A 16072-nucleotide genomic window follows, 5' to 3' on the forward strand; every position below is an offset into this window, starting at 1 on the left:
TGTAGAAGGATCGGGCAGGGGAAAGACGTGTCGCAGGGAACAAACGGGTTCTTCATCCTCCCCGGCGGGCTTGATCTGGCCGCATTAGAACACGCTTTGCCCAATCACTCAGTCGATATTCAGATAGGCACCGCCGCGCCTGTCCTTATGCTCGATTGTCACGATCAATCGCTGCGCAGCTCTGGCCGGGTCCTGCTTGAGAGCAGAGGGGGGCTGCGGCTTGTCTCCATGCAGGGGCAGGTCTCCGAGCAGCAGGCCAAGGGCAAGGGGCAATTCGTTCAGAACCTGCCTGAAGGTCCGGTGAAGGCGGCGCTGAGCAGCTTTCCCACGCTACGCGCCCTGACGCCGATTGGCACGGGTGAAGTTGAGGAAGGCGCGCTTGCGATTCTCGACGATCTGCAAAAGACGCAGGTTCGGGGGGATATCCTGACGTTGCGCACGGATCGCGGGCAGGTGGCGTTTGTCTGGCTGCAAAAACTGCGCGGTTATGGTCGCGCTTTTGCCGCGGCCTGTGACAGTCTTGAGAGGATGAGTTCGGGCGGTATTGACGACTTGTTCGACGCTTTGTTTCCGGACATGGCGCGTTACCGTGCCAAGCCGGAGATTGCGCTTGGCACGCAAGAACCGTCCTTGGAGGTCGCGACCGACCTGATCCGGACCTATCTCAGCGTCGCGCGTCAGAACGAAACTGGCATAGTGGCGGATATTGATACCGAATTTCTGCATGACTACCGAGTGTCTTTGCGGCGCATCCGCTCAGTTGTGAGCTTGTTCAAAGGGGTGTTTTCAGACCAGCAGACGGCAGAGTTGAAACGGGTCTTTTCGGACCTGATGGCCCCAACCGGTCGCTTACGGGATCTGGATGTCTATCTTTTGGAAAAAGATATGTATCTCAGCCTTGTACCGGAAAATCTTCATGCTGGTGTGCAGGCCATGTTCGACCGGTTCGAACAAGAGCGTGCCATGGAATTGTCCCGTCTGTCCCGTCATTTACGCAGCGCGACCTATGAAACTGCGATGACCGATCTGGCGCAGAAATTCTCAAGCCCTGACACCCTGATGCCCGGCCCAAGTGCGGATCGCGGTGCCTATAGCTATGCCTGCGCGCTGATCTGGAAACGCTATCGCAAGACCTGCAAACTCGCCCGAAGCATCAGTGAAGAGACGCCGGATCAAACCGTCCACGAACTGCGGATCGACTGCAAGAAACTGCGCTATCTGATGGAGTTCTTCGGGCCTCTGTTCGATGCGAAGGACTTCAAAACGATCCTCAAGCCTCTGAAAAAGCTGCAAGATAACCTGGGCCTGTTCAACGATTACTCGGTCCAGCAAGAGGCGTTGCTGGCGTTTGTTGCCGACCAAAGCACCGCCCAAGGCCGCGTGGATGCGCAGCTTGGTTTAGCCGCAGGAGGGCTGATCGCCGTGCTGGATCAGCGCCAGAAGGCCGAACGTGCGCGTGTGATCTCAAACTTTCAGCATTTCGACAGCCCGGAGATTCGGCATCTTTTCCGCAGCCTGTTTCACCACACAAAGGAGTGAGGAATGAAGATCATTGCCTGCTACAGTAACAAGGGCGGGGTCGGGAAGACCGCGACCTCGGTGAACCTTGCCTATGCCTACGCGCAGGCGGGTCAGCAGGTGCTCTTATGCGATCTTGATCCGCAGGGGGCCTCGGGGTTTTACTTCCGGGTCAAGCCGTCGAAAAAACTGACAGACGCGCGGTTTTTTGAGGATGTTGAACGGTTTACCAAGGCCATCCGGGCCAGTGACTTCGAAGGTTTGGATGTGTTGCCCGCCAACCTGACATTCCGTGACTTCGACGTGTTCCTGTCCCGGATGCGCAACAAACGCTCGCGTTTAAAGAAGGCTCTGGTCGCGGCAGGCAGCGACTATGACGTGATCATTCTGGATTGCCCGCCGAACTTCTCTACCCTGTCCGAGAACATCTTCCGCGCCGCTGATGAGATTGTCGTGCCGGTGATCCCGACGACGCTTTCGGAACGCACATTCGATCAGCTGGTTAGCTTTTTCGAAGAACACAAGCTGCGGAAAAAGAAGCTGAGGGCGTTTTTTTCGATGGTGCAGAAGCGCAAGATTTTGCATCAGGAGACGATGGAGAAGATGCGGGGGCTATACCGCAAAAGGTTTCTGCAGACCTCGATTCCCTTCACCGCGGATATCGAGAAAATGGGCCAGCACCGCGCTCCGGTCAGCACCTATGCTGCACGCAGTGCGGCCAGTGAAGCCTATCAGGCGCTCTATGATGAATTGGAAAACGGGGTGGTTGCATCGAAATGAGCATCGAAATCGAACGCAAATTTCTGGTCGCTGAACTGCCCGATATGAGTGGAACCAAAAAGGCCGTGGTGCGGCAGGGGTATCTTACGGCCACTGAGGACACAGTGGAGATGCGGTTGCGGCAAAAGAATGACAGTTATTTCCTAACCCTCAAGGGCGCGGGCGGACTGGTTCGGGTCGAACGGGAGGCTGAGATTTCAGCCGATCAGTTCGAAACCTTCTGGCCCGAGACCGAGGGGCGGCGGGTTGAGAAGGTGCGATATACAGGCACGCTGCCGGATGGGCATGTGTTTGAACTGGACGTGTTTGAAGGTGATCTGGCGCCGCTGTGTCTGGTTGAGGTCGAATTCACCTCAGAGCAAGATGCGAAAGACTACACGCCACCTGCGTGGTTCGGTGCTGATGTGACCGAGGATAAGCGCTATAAAAACAAGAGCATGGCGATCAACGGACGCCCGAGTTAGCGCGCCAGTTTCAGCGTAGTTTCGAGGCCGGGATCGCAGTTGCGCGCCTCAAACGAGCCGCCATGCATCCGTGAGATTGCGGCCACCAAGGCAAGGCCCAGCCCGGCATTGCGCTCAGTCCGCGCGGGGTCCAGCGTTACGAAAGGCTGTTGCAAGCGAGGAAGGTCCTGTTCCGGAACGCCGGGCCCTTCATCGCGCACGCTGAGGCGGGTGCAGGCGGTGTCCTCTGCAAGAGATACGGTGATGGTCGAGTTCTCTGGCGCATAGCGCAACGCGTTGTCCAGCAGGTTGGACAAGGCTTGCGACAGAAGAGGGCGGTGGCCCTGAATGGGCTTGGCCTGTCCTGTCACCTCAAGTCGGACATTCTGATCCGCCGCAACAGGCTCATAGAGGTCTACGACATCCTCAACCAGTTGGTGCAGATCGACATCCTCAAACTGTTCGCGCCCCAGCCCGGCCTCAGCGCGTGAGATTTCGGTCAGTTGCCCCAGCACGCGCAAGACATGATCCACCTCGGTGGTGGCCCGGGCGATGTCGATCTCGCGGTCCAGATCGCTTTTGTCCGGGTCGGACAGCGCTTCAACCCGTTGTTTCAAACGGGAAAGGGGCGATCGCAGGTCATGCGCAATCGAGTTTGAGGTTGTGCGCAGGTTGCTGATCAGCTCTTCTATCCGGTCGAGCATGGTGTTCAAGGTCCCGGCGACCTGATCGAACTCATCACCGGTGCCGCGTATAGGCATCCGGCGAGACAGATCGCCCGAGACGATATTCTCCGCCGTGCTGGCGATGTCGGACAGGCGCGAAAACACCAGCCTGGTGAACAGCCATCCGGTCAACAGGCTGAGGAGCAGGGCAATCCCAAGTGCCAGTGCGACTGACCGCAGCAGAACCCGGTCGAACTGCTGACGGGCAACGGCATCACGCCCGACGATAAGGCGCTCGCCACCGGGCAGGCGGATCGAGGCGGCAGAAACGGGCACCAGCTCGTCATTGTCGGCGCGGCGGACCTCGAGATCGACCCAGCCACTGCCCGCGGTGATGTCCTCGGGCCATTGCTTGAGATTGCCCGCCAGTTTGTTGCCGAACCGGTCGGTCAAAAGATAAAGCGCGTCGCGTTCCGAGGCACTGGGCAGGCGGCGTTCGATGGCGGTGATAAGGCCAATGAGACCGCGCCTCTCATATTCATCTGCAAGTCCGGTCAGTTCCGCCGAGACGACCGAGCGTGTCTCGGATTCGATGCTGCGATTGGCTGTCACATAGACCAAAGCCAGAACCGTCGCCGTCAGAATGGTGCTGAGAACCATGCTGGCGACGACAAGTCTTGTTCTGGAATTATTTACCGAAAGCCGAAGGTTATCCATCAGACATCATGTAACCCGCGCCCCGGACGGTTTCAATCAGCGGTACATCTCCGCCTCCGTCCAGTTGACGCCGCAGTTTCGAGATGTGGACGTCCACGACGTTTGTGTTCGGGTCGAAGTGATAGTCCCAAACGCCCTCAAGCAGCATGGTGCGCGACACAACTCGGTTCTTACGACGCAGGAAGAATTCAAGGATTTGGAACTCGCGCGGGGTCAATGAGATTTCCTGCCCGTCACGCGTGACCTTTCGGGTCAGCAAATCCATCTCAAGGTCCTTGCAGGTCAGGGTTGGCGTTTCTTCTGCGTCCTGCGGACGGCGCAGCAGCGCCTCGATCCGTGCATGAAGTTCCTGGAACGAAAACGGCTTGACCAGATAATCATCCGCGCCCGAACGTAGCCCTTTGACGCGTTCATCAACGGCGCTCATGGCGGTCAGCATCAGCACAGGCGTTTTCAGCCCGGCCGCGCGCATAGATTTGATCAGGGACAGGCCATCCAATCCGGGCAGCATCCGATCCAGTACAATAGCGTCAAATCCTCCGTCAGTGGCGTGATACAGGCCTTCGCGGCCATCTGCGGCAACCTCGACCACATAGCCTTCTTCGCTGAATCCTTTCGCGATGAAGTCCCGTGTATCTGCGTCATCTTCGACGATCAGCAGGCGTCTGCTCATGATGGAGGCTCCTTTCTATTCGAATTTAAACACAATTTTTGGCCAAAGCACATGGCCTGAGGAAAACACGAGCCGGGTGCGTCCTTGCGCACCCGGCACGCCCGGCGAATTGCGGACAAACCAATCCGCCAGGAGGCGCGCACCAGATCTCCCCATCATGTGGCGCGCGCGGGCCTGAGGTCAGACGATTTCAACCGCCACGAAGATCTGGTTGCCACCGCGGTTGATCAGCACGAGGGCAGGGTCGGTCTTCTCGCTGTCCAAAGCCGCCTTGAGGGCATCCGGCGATGCGGTCTCCTGACTGCCCAGCTTGACGATCACATCGCCGCGCTGCAAACCGGCCTTCGCGGCAGGGCTGTCGGGCTTCAGATCGGTCACGACAACCCCATCGATCCCTTCGCCAACACCCATTTCGGCACGTGCGGCCTCGGTCAGAGGGGCAACGGTGACACCGAGCGATGTACCCGAGACCTCGGCCTCGACGGGCGCGTCGTTCTGAGCAGATGCAGTCTGGTGTTGGCCGATGGTCAGCTCCATCTGCTGCTCGGTGCCATTCCGAAGGACGGTCAGAACGCTGTCAGTGCCCACTTTGGTGGTGCCCACAAGGATCGGCAGGTCGCTGCTGTTGTCCACGGGCTCATTGTTGAAGCTCAGGATCACATCGCCTTGCTGCAACACACCATCCGCCGGGCTGTCGGTCACGACATCGGACACCAGCGCGCCGGCTGAAGCGTCGATGCCCAACGCAGCTGCCAATTCAGGGCTGACATTCTGGATCGAAACACCCAGCCATCCGCGGCTGATCTCTCCATCATCGCGCAGATCGGTCGTGATGTGATCCACGATGTTGGATGTGACGGCGAAACCCAACCCGACCGAACCGCCGCTTGGCGAGTAAATGGCTGAATTCACGCCGATAACCTCGCCCTCCATGTTGAACAGTGGGCCACCCGAATTGCCTTTGTTGATGGCGGCATCGGTTTGGATGAATTCGGCGTATGGTCCTTGCGAAATATTGCGCCCTTTGGCGGACACGATGCCGGTGGTGACGGTGGAACTCAGACCGAAGGGGTTGCCGATGGCCACGACGTCTTCACCGACGCGGATCACGTCGCTGTCACCCAGAGTCACCGCTTGCAGCTCAGCCTCAGGCTCGATCTTCAGGACGGCGATATCGGTCAACGGGTCGGCGCCGACGACCTCGGCGTCATAAGTGCGGTCGTCGCTCAGACGGACTGTGATGGTCGAGGCATTGTCGACCACGTGATGATTGGTGACGATGTAGCCCTCGGCATCCAGTACAAAGCCGGAGCCCAAACCCTGGGCCGGACCGCGCTGCGGCATGTCGAAGCCTTCGGGCGCACCGAACCTTTTGAAGAACTCACCAAAGGGGTGGTTTTCCAGATCAAAGTCCTGACCCCGAGCGGGCGTCGCGACCGCGTCCTGTTCGGCAATAATGGTCACGACCGAAGGCGAGACCGTCTCGACCAGATCGGCCAGCGCTTCATCAGCCATCGAGGGCAGGGCCGTTGTGGCCAGAAGGGCTGCGCCCAAGGCACTGGCGCCGACCCAGCTGGATTTGCGCGGAAAAAGTAGTGAGGATTTACGGATGCTCATTTTTTGTCTCCTGTTCACGTCGCGCGAATTGAGGCGCGCGTTGAAACAGCAAATGAACCTTCAATCTGTGTCTTTCCTGATTGATGAATTAAGAAAACTTAATTTTGCCACAAAGCACATGTTCCGTGTCGGCGGAGCGCTGTTGGGATTCGCGGATTCAGGCCTGCTGACACACTGCGAATCGGAGGATTGTTGCTGAACTGGCTGTCAAACTTTGAATTAGGTTGAATTGAATATTGAACATGAACAAACGGCGGGCCGTTTGGCGGTGTTTTTATGTACTCTACTTAAAGTAGAAGGTGGCCCAAAGATATTCTAACGATGTAAACTATATTACTGCAATTACATGGTTATTATTGAATAAGACCACGTTTAATGGGGCCGTTGTCGGAGCTTCTGCTAACGGAAATCCCCTTAGGGTTGATCTTGACGCGACGGGATGTTGCCTAAAAACCAAACTGAGACGTCCCTAGTTAACCGTTTCTTCCAATTTTACGTTGTTTCGAAGGATCGGATCAGCAAATATAAACATGCCCAAGTGAGGGGGAGCCAAAGGCACTAGGGGGTGCCCGTGGCTTGCTCAGTCTTAAAGCGCTGGTGGCATGTTAACGAGGGGGTCTTGTTTAGGTTTTAGCTGCTGTACGCCTAACCACCTGTATAGGTGATTTGGTTTAGCTTTATTGATTGCTGAAAGTGGTAGTCCTGTTTTGGGCACACGACCCGGTCTTTAACGACCGGGTCGTGTTCATTTACGACCCTCGTTTTCTGAGCCAGTCCGCCCATGCCTCGGGGGTGTCGAGGTCAAGCAGGGCATTTTCACCGGGAAGACGTGTCAGGTGTGTCTTGTCCTTGTGCGCGCGAATGACGGATTGGGCACCTTGATCTCCGGTCAGTTTCAGAAGCTCAGGAAAAAGCTGGCGATCAAAAATCACTGGATGACCGGGTTTGCCAGCCGACGTGGCCCCGCGCCAGATCAGATTATCGGGATTGGCGCGTCTCGCGTTCTTCACAGCTCTTAGGTCGTTCGCGGTCAGCTCAGGCAAATCCGCCAGCAGCACCATGACAGCCTGCGAAGCGGCATCCACCCGGGCCAACGCGCCGCGCAAGCTGGCGTTCATGCCTTCTGCCGCGTCCGCAATTGGGACCTTCTGCACATCCAAACCGTCCAGCGCGTCGTAGCGCGCATGCGGGCGGGGAGGGAGCGCAACGATCACCGGTCCGACTCCTAAGGCTGTCATGGCAGATCGTCGCAAAAGGGGTATGCCGTCGACCGCCTGTAGCAGCTTATCTGCACCGCGCATGCGCCGAGATTGCCCTGCCGCAAGCAGTATGATGGGTATGTCTGTCATAGGGGCAACATGCCGTCCGGTTGCAGCGTTGTCAGCCCCTCATTCGGTCTCCCTCAGGATCAAACAGGGGGGTCGAGATCACCCGTGCGGTCCGCATCTGGCCGAGAATTTCGATCTGAACCTCCAGCCCGTCCTTGATACGGTCCGTCGGAAGGAACCCCATCGCGACGGAGGTTTGGGTATAGTGGGAATAGCCGCCCGAAGTGCAAAAACCGACGACCTCTCTGTCTAGCCAGATCGGCTCGTAAGCGTTCACATCCGCATCTTCAGCCTCGACGTCGAAGGCGACCATTTTGCGCGCCGTACCACTATGCCGCTCTGCCTCGGCCGTTGCTCGACCAATGAAGTCGGTGTTTTTGGAGAATGAAATGAAACGGTCAAGCCCTGTTTCTGCGGCTGTGTAGTCTGGTGAGAACTCCCGCATCCATGAGCCAAAGAACTTGTCCAGACGCAAGGACATCATGGCGCGCATTCCGAAAGGCACTATCCCGTGGGGCTGTCCGGCCTCCCACAAGGTCCACCAGAGCTGTCGTTGCGCCATCGGATCGCAATAGATCTCATAGCCCAGATCGCCGGTGTAACTGACCCGCTGCACGAGGCAATCCGTCATACCGATCGTCATCGGGCGCACGTCGAGGAACCGGAGGGTCGAGACATCTTCGCGCGTGCAAGCGGCCAGAACCTCAGTTGCTTTAGGGCCAGCGATTTGGAAGCCATTCAGCTGGTCGCTGATATTGCTGACTGAGACGCCCTCGGCTGCGTTCTGCTGGAACCAACGCATGTGGTAGGCTTGGCTGCCGTATGAGGCAGTCAGGCGGAAGTCAGTCTCACTCAGGCAAGACACGGTAAAATCACCGATCAGCTTACCTTTGGACGACAGCATCGGGGTCAGGGAGACGCGGCCCGGCTGAGGGATGCGCCCCGCCATGATCCGATCCAGCCACGCGCGGGCATTCGGGCCCGATATGCGATACTTACCGAAATTGTGGACCTCGTTGATTCCTACGCCTTCGCGGACAGCGCGGACTTCGCGCCCCGTGGCGTCAAACGCGTCCGAGCGCCGGAACGAGGGCGTCTCATAACCCGGCTCATCACCTTGCGCGAAATAATTCGGCACCTCCAGCCCATATTGCTGACCCCACACCGCGCCCAGATCGCTGAAGATGTCATACATTGGCGTGGTGCGATTGGGGCGCGCGGCGGGCAGTTCCTCGTTCGGGTAGGCGACGCTGAACCGTTTCTGATAGTTCTCGATCACCTTGGGGCGGGTATAGCCCGGGCTGATCCAGTCGCCGAACCGGGCCACGTCCATGGCGAAGACGTCGCGCTCCGGCTCGCCTTCGATCATCCATTGCGCCAGCGTCAGGCCAACGCCGCCACCCTGGCTGAACCCGGCCATGACACCGCAAGCAGACCAATAGTTGCGCATCCCGGGCACCGGCCCGACCAGAGGGTTCCCGTCCGGCGCAAATGTGAACGGGCCATGGATCACCGATTTCACCCCGGCCTCGGCCAGAACCGGGAAGCGGCGATAGGCAAACTCAATACTGTCGGTGATCTTGTCGTAGTCGTCGGGCAGCAGTTCATGACCGAACTCCCACGGCGTTCCGTCCACGGCCCAGGGCTTGCAGGGTTGTTCGTAGAACCCAATGCACAACCCGCGACCCTCCTGCCGCAGATAGCTTTCGCCAGCAGGGTCCATCACATGCGGATGCTCTCCGCCTGCGTCGATGATGGCCTCGATCTGAGGGATCGAGTCGGTGACCAGATATTGATGCTCCATCGGGTGCAGAGGGAAATAGATGCCCGCCATTGCACCGACCTCACGCGCCCAGAGGCCGCCTGCATTGACGATATGTTCGGCGTGGATCGTGCCCTTGTCGGTTACCACATCCCAGGTGCCATCCGCCCGCTGGTTGGTTTCGCGCACCATACAATGCGTCTCGATCGTGGCCCCACCCATCCGAGCGGCCTTGGCATAGGCATGGGTCGTGCCCGATGGGTCCAGATGCCCATCCAGCGGGTCGTAAAGCGCACCGATGATGCCGTCGGTATTGGTGATCGGTGCGATCTTCGTGATCTCATCCGGGCCGACGATTTCTGTTTCAAGCCCCATGAAGCGATGCTTGGCGCGCTCGGCCAGCAACATGTCGAACCGATCCTGATTGTCGGCCAGCGTCACCCCGCCAACATGGTGCAAGCCGCAGGACATTCCGGTGATCTCTTCCAGCTCTTTATACAGACGGATCGTATAGCCCTGCAGCGCCGCCATGTTGGTGTCACCGTTCAGCGTGTGAAACCCGCCCGCAGCGTGCCAGGTCGAGCCCGAGGTCAGCTCGGACCGTTCCAGAAGCATGACGTCGAACCACCCCAGTTTGGTCAGGTGATACAGAACCGAGCAGCCAACAACGCCGCCCCCAATGACCGCCACGCGGGTTTGCAGTTTCATGAAAGACTCCCAGATTTTCTGGAAGTCTGACCGGAGGCTCCGGGGGCGCAAGTATAAAAACGACAAAAAATGTCGTGCACGTCGCCCCGCGCTTAGAGAGGTCTGATCTTCAGCTCCGTCACCCGGTTGCCCTCGCGCGCGGTGACCTCGAACCGGAACCCATGGAAGGAAAACACCTGACCGACCACGGGGATCATCTGAGCCTCATGTATCACAAGGCCAGCGACGGTGTTCGCCTCTTCATCTGGCAGGGACCAGTCGAGGGCGCGGTTGACGTCGCGGATGGTCATGGCGCCTTCGACCAGAAACTGGCCATCCTCGGTGCGGGTGACGGGAACCTCTTCCTCGATGTCGAACTCGTCGGCGATTTCACCAACGATTTCTTCCAGAATGTCCTCGAGAGTGATCAGGCCGCGCAGCGATCCGTATTCGTCGACCACTAGGGCAAAGTGGCTGCGAATGCGCAGGAACTCTCGCATCTGGTCGTCCAGAGTGGTGGTTTCCGGCACGAAATAAGGATCGTTGGCGACTTTGGTGATGTCGAACCCGGCCAAACGGTCCGAGTTACTCTCGGATCCGCCGACCTGCGCATACATCGCGCGGAACAGATCTTTGGCGTGAACCACGCCAATGATGTTCTCGGGCTCGTCACGGAAGACGGGCAGGCGGGTGTGGCGGCTTTGCAGGCATTGCTCCAGAATGGCATCTGGCTCTGCATCGGCATCGATCATCTCGATGTTCGAGCGGTGGAGCATGATCTCTTCAACCGCACGGTCGCCCAGATCAAGCGCGCCTAGAATTCGGTCGCGGTCTTCTTTCTCGACCACGCCTTCGGAATGGCCCAGCTGCAACGCGCCGGCGATTTCCTCGCGCACGGCGAGGATGTTGCTATCGGGGTCGATCTGGACACCGAAAATGCGCAAGACGCCGCGGACCAACAGGCGTACCGCAGCCACGATGGGCGAGAACACGGTGACGACGACGCTGATGATCGGGGCCACGGCAGAGGCGGCTTTTTCCGAATTGGTGATGGCATAGGTCTTGGGCAGAACTTCGGCAAAGATCAGAACCAGTAGGGTCATGACTAGCGTCGCCAACGCCACGCCGCTTTCGCCGAACAGTCGGGTGAACAGGGCCGTCGCCAACGAGGCCGCGAGGATGTTAACCAGGTTGTTGCCTAGCAGGACCGAGCCGATCAGCCTCTCATTGTCATCGGTGATATCGAGCGCCTTTTGCGCCCCGCGAGAGCCTTTGTCGGCCTGTGCCCTCAGCTTTCCTCGGGACGATGCGGTCAGCGCTGTTTCTGAGCCTGAGAAAAAGCCCGAAAGGACAAGCAAAAGCAGGATAGCGCCAGTGGTAAACCAGAATGCGCCGTCGATCAGAGAGGATGTGGGTTCCATCGGTCCTTGGTTGTTCGTGTTTCTGCACCCGTTATGGGGATGCGGACCCTTGCAATCAAGGGGTTAGCCCTTGCTACCCTTGTCTTTCGCCAGCGGGTGATGTTCCAGCACCAGTTCCGACAGCCGTTCATCCAGCACATGGGTGTAGATCTCGGTCGTCGCGATGTCTGCGTGACCCAGTAGGGTCTGGATTGAGCGCAGGTCGGCCCCGTTGGCCAGCAGATGGGTGGCAAAGGCGTGGCGCAGCGTATGCGGCGTGACCTTTTCGGGCGAAACACCGCCCTGAACCGCAAGTTCCTTGACCAGCAAAAAAAACCTGTGCCGGGTCAGGTGCCCGGATTTGCCTCGCGATGGGAACAGGAATTTTGATCGGGTGCCGCCTTTTTCAACACTTGCATCCTCGGCCTTGTCCCGTTCTTCAAGCCAAACGGCCAGTGCATCGCGGGCCGGAGGAGACAAGGGAACCATCCTCTCTTTGCCGCCCTTGCCCAGCACCAGCAACATGCGGGGATCGCCGCGCGCCGACGAGACGGGCAGGGAGACTAGCTCCGTCACCCGCATACCGGTCGCGTAGAGAAGCTCCATCAGGCAGGTGTTGCGGATACGGTCGGCCGGGCTGCGCCCGGTCTGGCGGGCGGCCTCGAGCAGACGGTCGACCTCGGGGACGTCTAGCGTTTTGGGCAGCTGCTTCTTGCGGCCCGGGCCTTTGATCTGAATGGCCGGGTTGGCCTCGCGCCAGCCTTCTTCGAACGCGAACCGGTAGAGTTGTTTGATCGCCGACAACCGCCGGGCGCGGGTCGCGCGGGACAGACCCTGCGCATCGCAATCGATCAGATAGGCTTCGATCCTATCACGATCCGCTTGCTCGAAACTTGTTTTTCGATGCTCTAGCCACGTGGCGAAATCCTTCAGGTCGCGACCATAGGCCAAGAGAGTGTTAGTGGCCGCGCCCAATTCGGCGGCCTGCGCCTGCAGAAAGGTCGAAATCCACAGCTCATCTGATGCCGGGCCGCTCATTATCCGCGCTCGTTCAGGATCAGCAGGTTCAGCGCGGCGCGGCGGGCGGTTTCCTCGAGCCCGACACGGCGGAAGGCGGCGATAGCGGCGGTCATGTCCACCAGATTGCCGCGGGCACCGTGGGCAAACAGCTGCATTGCCTCCAAAATCGCCTCACCGAGTTGGCCATTGTCCAGCAGGGCCTCGATGTCCGACGGCACCGGCGCGGCCCAGGCGAACCCTTGCGCGACCGCATCAGCCAAGGGCGACGGCGAAACAGCGCGGCCCGGATCACCCTGCGCCAAAGCTGCCAGGAACTGCGTTTCAACCGCTGTGTCCGGCGCTTGCATCGCGGCGCGTTCATAGAAGTCCGAGAGCATCAGGATACGCCAGCGCAAGGCTTCCACTTCGGCCCCCTGCAATTCGACCCCATAGAGGCGTTCGGCGAAGAGATCGGCAAAGGGCACTTCAAGCCCGACACTACGCATCTGTTTCCAGACGAGGGGGAGGGTCTTGCTGATCGCCTCGACATTGCCGGTTTCAAGGGCGGTCTCGAACTGCTGCACAGCGGCCACCCGATCCCAAACGGCACCTGATGCTGCCGGAGAACGCTCGGTGTAAAGTCCAAGCAACTGGTTCGGAGTCAGCGCGCCAATGCGGGTCAGGCGTTCAGCGGCTTCGATCTGCGCCTTCCAGCCTGCCACATCGCGCAGGTCGGCATTGGCGAAGGCCCGCGGCAGAGGAGCTGAGGGCAAACGCTCCCCAATGGCCTCAAACAACCTGAAGCTCAGCGGATCCGGGTCCTCGGGCTGGGGCAGGTAAGGCGCGTCCTCAAAAATGTCGGGGTTCAGGAAACGGTCGAGGAGGTCCAGTTCCTCAGGCGGCAACAGCTCTAGCGCGTGGGCGGCCTCAAGCGTCAAAGCAGCAGAGGGCCAATCCCCCCGGCGGGCCTTGCAGAAGATCTGGGCCGCATAGTCCTTTGATAGGTTGGGCTGGGCAATAAGCGCCGTGCAGCTGCGATCCTCGTCACCGGTCAGAAGCGTTGCATCAAACCAGCGTTCGAACCAGGCCTGCGTGTCCGTGGGACCGGCCAGTTGCACCAGTGACTGCGCCGGGTCCGCCGCGCCGAGCTGCATCAACCGATCCAGGCGCGCCAGCAACAGCGTCTCTTCCCCAGACACGCCGCCCGGCGCGCGGGCCTCGGACAGCAGAAGCGTGAATAGCAACCGCTGCATCGCGGGGTTATGCTTGACCGGGATACGGGCGATCAGTTCTGAAATCCGCTCGGGGTCGCTGCCATGCCAGAGGTCGATGGGTAGCCCGGTGACACTCGACGACACCAGACCGATCGGCTGCGACAGCGCGTCAAGTGGCGTGACTTCAACCGCGGGCTGGCCTCCGTTCTGCGCGACCGGAGGCTCCAGCAGCACCGTGCCCGGCAGGTTCTCGGGTGGGTCGTTCAGCCAATCGATGGCGGTCAGCGGCTGCTGCGCCTGCGCTGCTCCGGCCAGAGACAGCGCAACCAACACATGCTTAATCGACATCCAACGTAACCGGTTCACGGATTTCGCTTTGCGGGGCCGAGAAATCGGCACCGAAATAAGGACCCACATAGGCGTAGGCCACCAGCCCGATGAAGGCCAGGCAAACAATATATATCAGGAACTTGATCAGACGGCCCATGGCGCCACGCTGCCTCAATTTTTGGTTTTGACCAAGTTATAACTGGCATTTTTCTTAAGATCACGTCATTCACGGTTAAATGAGCGAAATTAAGCATAACACACACGCGGCAGGCACACAGGGCGGGTTTGATCTGCACAAAACCGTTGTTCTTGTGGGCATGATGGGGGCCGGAAAGACCGCTGTGGGCCGCGCACTAGCGGCGCGGCTGGGTGTTCCTTTCCTCGATAGCGACGCCGAGATCGAATCAGCCGCCAATATGACCATCCCCGAGATTTTCCAGCGCGACGGAGAGCCGTTTTTCCGCGCCAAGGAAACCCAGGTTATCGGTCGCTTGCTGGATGAGCAGAAAGGTATCCTGTCGACGGGCGGTGGCGCGTTTCTGTCGGAGGGAAACCGCGACATGATCACCGAACGGGGTGCCTCGGTCTGGTTGCGGGCGGATCTGGATGTGTTGTGGAACCGGGTGCGGCATAAGGATACGCGCCCGTTACTGAGGACTGATGACCCTTATGCGACATTGAAGGCGCTGTACGAGGCGCGTGTCCCGATCTATGCCGAGGCCGATCTGACGGTGGCCTCGGATGGTGAGACCTCGATCGACAATATGGTAGACCGCGTGGTCGACGCCCTTCTGGCGCGACCCGATGTTTTGGAACGAAATTAGATGCATCAGACCGTACATGTGGAATTGGGCGAACGCTCGTATGATGTCGAGATTGGCCCGGACCTGCTGGCGCAATCCGGTGCGCGGATCGCGCCTTTGCTGCACCGTCCGAAAGTTGCGGTTCTGACTGACGAGAACGTCGCCGCCCTTCATCTAGAGGCCCTGCGCGACGGGCTTGCGACCGCGGGGATCGAGATGTCCTCACTCGCCTTGCCCGCAGGTGAGGCGACCAAAAGCTGGCCGCATTTTGAGCGCGCGGTTGAATGGCTTCTGGCCGAAAAGGTCGAACGGCGGGACATCGTCATTGCCCTTGGTGGAGGAGTGATCGGGGACCTCGCAGGTTTCGCTGCCGCTGTGCTGCGCCGTGGCGTGCGTTTCGTTCAGATCCCGACCTCGTTGCTGGCGCAGGTCGACAGCTCGGTTGGTGGCAAAACCGGGATCAACGCGCCGCAGGGCAAAAACCTGATCGGAGCGTTTCATCAACCCTCCTTGGTGCTGGCCGATACCTCGGTTCTGGGCACCATGACCCAGCGCGATTTCCTTTCGGGCTACGGAGAGGTGGTCAAATACGGGCTGCTGGGCGACGCCGATTTCTTCGAATGGCTTGAAGGGAATGGGACCAAGGTCTCCTCAGGCGATATGGCCGCGCGGGTGCGTGCCGTGACTCGCTCGGTTCAGATGAAAGCTGACATTGTCGCACGTGACGAGACCGAGCAGGGCGATCGCGCGCTTCTGAACCTCGGGCACACATTCTGCCACGCGTTGGAGGCCGCGACGGGGTATTCCGACCGGCTGCTGCATGGCGAAGGCGTTGCCATCGGCTGCGCGCTGGCCTTTGAATTGTCGGCACGACTGGGCCTGTGTTCGCAGGAAGACCCAAGCCGAGTGCGGGCGCATCTGAAGGCTATGGGGATGAAAACCGATCTGGCTGATATTCCAGGTGATCTTCCCGGGGCCGAGGCCCTAGTGGACCTGATGGCGCAGGACAAAAAGGTGATCGACGGTCAGTTACGTTTCATTCTGGCGCGAGGGATCGGTCAGGCTTTTGTGACTACGGATGTCCCGCGTGAGGCCGTCCTGTCGGTGCTAGAGGATGCGTTGGCATCAGTCTGACG

Annotated in this window: 14 protein-coding genes; 5 read left to right on the plus strand and 9 right to left on the minus strand. The window is 59.3% G+C overall.

Features of this window, described 5'->3' with window-relative positions; translation table 11 throughout:
* Nucleotides 1–27: 27 nt before the first annotated feature.
* The 3 genes from ACR3FB_RS07330 to ACR3FB_RS07340 are packed head-to-tail and all read left to right on the plus strand — an operon-like array spanning nucleotide 28 to nucleotide 2762.
* Complete coding sequence (locus tag ACR3FB_RS07330) at nucleotides 28–1539, plus strand: CHAD domain-containing protein (protein ID WP_480565442.1); 1512 nt, start codon at nucleotides 28–30, stop codon at nucleotides 1537–1539.
* 3 nt (nucleotides 1540–1542) lie between these two features.
* The gene (locus tag ACR3FB_RS07335; protein WP_425083259.1) at nucleotides 1543–2298 is read left to right on the plus strand and encodes a ParA family protein; all 756 of its coding nucleotides are present in this window, start codon (nucleotides 1543–1545) and stop codon (nucleotides 2296–2298) included.
* The gene (locus ACR3FB_RS07340) at nucleotides 2295–2762 is read left to right on the plus strand and encodes a CYTH domain-containing protein (RefSeq protein ID WP_480565444.1); all 468 of its coding nucleotides are present in this window, start codon (nucleotides 2295–2297) and stop codon (nucleotides 2760–2762) included. Before ACR3FB_RS07335 ends, ACR3FB_RS07340 begins: the two co-directional genes overlap by 4 nt.
* Here ACR3FB_RS07340 and ACR3FB_RS07345 read toward each other — a convergent pair.
* The 9 genes from ACR3FB_RS07345 to ACR3FB_RS07385 all read right to left on the minus strand — a co-directional run bounded on the left by ACR3FB_RS07345 (nucleotide 2759) and on the right by ACR3FB_RS07385 (nucleotide 14290).
* A complete protein-coding gene (locus ACR3FB_RS07345) occupies nucleotides 2759–4123 on the minus strand; it encodes a sensor histidine kinase (RefSeq protein ID WP_480565446.1) in 1365 nt (454 codons plus the stop codon). The genes ACR3FB_RS07340 and ACR3FB_RS07345 overlap by 4 nt on opposite strands.
* On the minus strand, nucleotides 4116–4796 hold the full coding sequence (locus ACR3FB_RS07350; RefSeq protein WP_480565448.1) for a response regulator transcription factor: 681 nt from the start codon (nucleotides 4794–4796) through the stop codon (nucleotides 4116–4118). Before ACR3FB_RS07350 ends, ACR3FB_RS07345 begins: the two co-directional genes overlap by 8 nt.
* Before the next feature lie 180 nt (nucleotides 4797–4976).
* Nucleotides 4977–6413 (minus strand): Do family serine endopeptidase, encoded by a 1437-nt coding sequence (locus tag ACR3FB_RS07355; RefSeq protein ID WP_480565450.1) that lies wholly within the window; start codon nucleotides 6411–6413, stop codon nucleotides 4977–4979.
* Nucleotides 6414–7162: 749 nt separating this feature from the next.
* Nucleotides 7163–7762, minus strand: coding sequence for a nucleotidyltransferase family protein (locus ACR3FB_RS07360; protein WP_170551230.1), 600 nt, complete (start codon nucleotides 7760–7762; stop codon nucleotides 7163–7165).
* 31 nt (nucleotides 7763–7793) lie between these two features.
* Nucleotides 7794–10211 (minus strand): GcvT family protein, encoded by a 2418-nt coding sequence (locus ACR3FB_RS07365; RefSeq protein WP_480565452.1) that lies wholly within the window; start codon nucleotides 10209–10211, stop codon nucleotides 7794–7796.
* Nucleotides 10212–10303: 92 nt separating this feature from the next.
* Nucleotides 10304–11611, minus strand: coding sequence for an HlyC/CorC family transporter (locus ACR3FB_RS07370; RefSeq protein ID WP_170376728.1), 1308 nt, complete (start codon nucleotides 11609–11611; stop codon nucleotides 10304–10306).
* Nucleotides 11612–11674: 63 nt separating this feature from the next.
* Nucleotides 11675–12628, minus strand: a complete 954-nt coding sequence (locus ACR3FB_RS07375) for a tyrosine recombinase (RefSeq protein ID WP_170376730.1) — start codon at nucleotides 12626–12628, stop codon at nucleotides 11675–11677.
* Nucleotides 12628–14151: a hypothetical protein gene (locus ACR3FB_RS07380; RefSeq protein ID WP_480565454.1), complete on the minus strand. Its 1524-nt coding sequence runs from the start codon at nucleotides 14149–14151 to the stop codon at nucleotides 12628–12630. Before ACR3FB_RS07380 ends, ACR3FB_RS07375 begins: the two co-directional genes overlap by 1 nt.
* Entirely contained in the window at nucleotides 14141–14290 is a 150-nt protein-coding gene (locus ACR3FB_RS07385) for a hypothetical protein (protein ID WP_170376734.1), read from the minus strand. Before ACR3FB_RS07385 ends, ACR3FB_RS07380 begins: the two co-directional genes overlap by 11 nt.
* 79 nt (nucleotides 14291–14369) lie before the next feature.
* Here ACR3FB_RS07385 and ACR3FB_RS07390 point away from each other — a divergent pair, with 79 nt between their 5' ends.
* Nucleotides 14370–14957, plus strand: a complete 588-nt coding sequence (locus ACR3FB_RS07390) for a shikimate kinase (protein ID WP_419739741.1) — start codon at nucleotides 14370–14372, stop codon at nucleotides 14955–14957.
* Nucleotides 14958–16070 carry a 3-dehydroquinate synthase gene (aroB, locus tag ACR3FB_RS07395; protein ID WP_480565456.1) on the plus strand — a complete coding sequence of 371 codons (1113 nt, stop codon included), beginning with the start codon at nucleotides 14958–14960 and terminating at the stop codon, nucleotides 16068–16070.
* The last annotated feature ends 2 nt before the right edge of the window (nucleotides 16071–16072 follow it).

The organism is Ruegeria sp. AO1 (assembly GCF_056535985.1).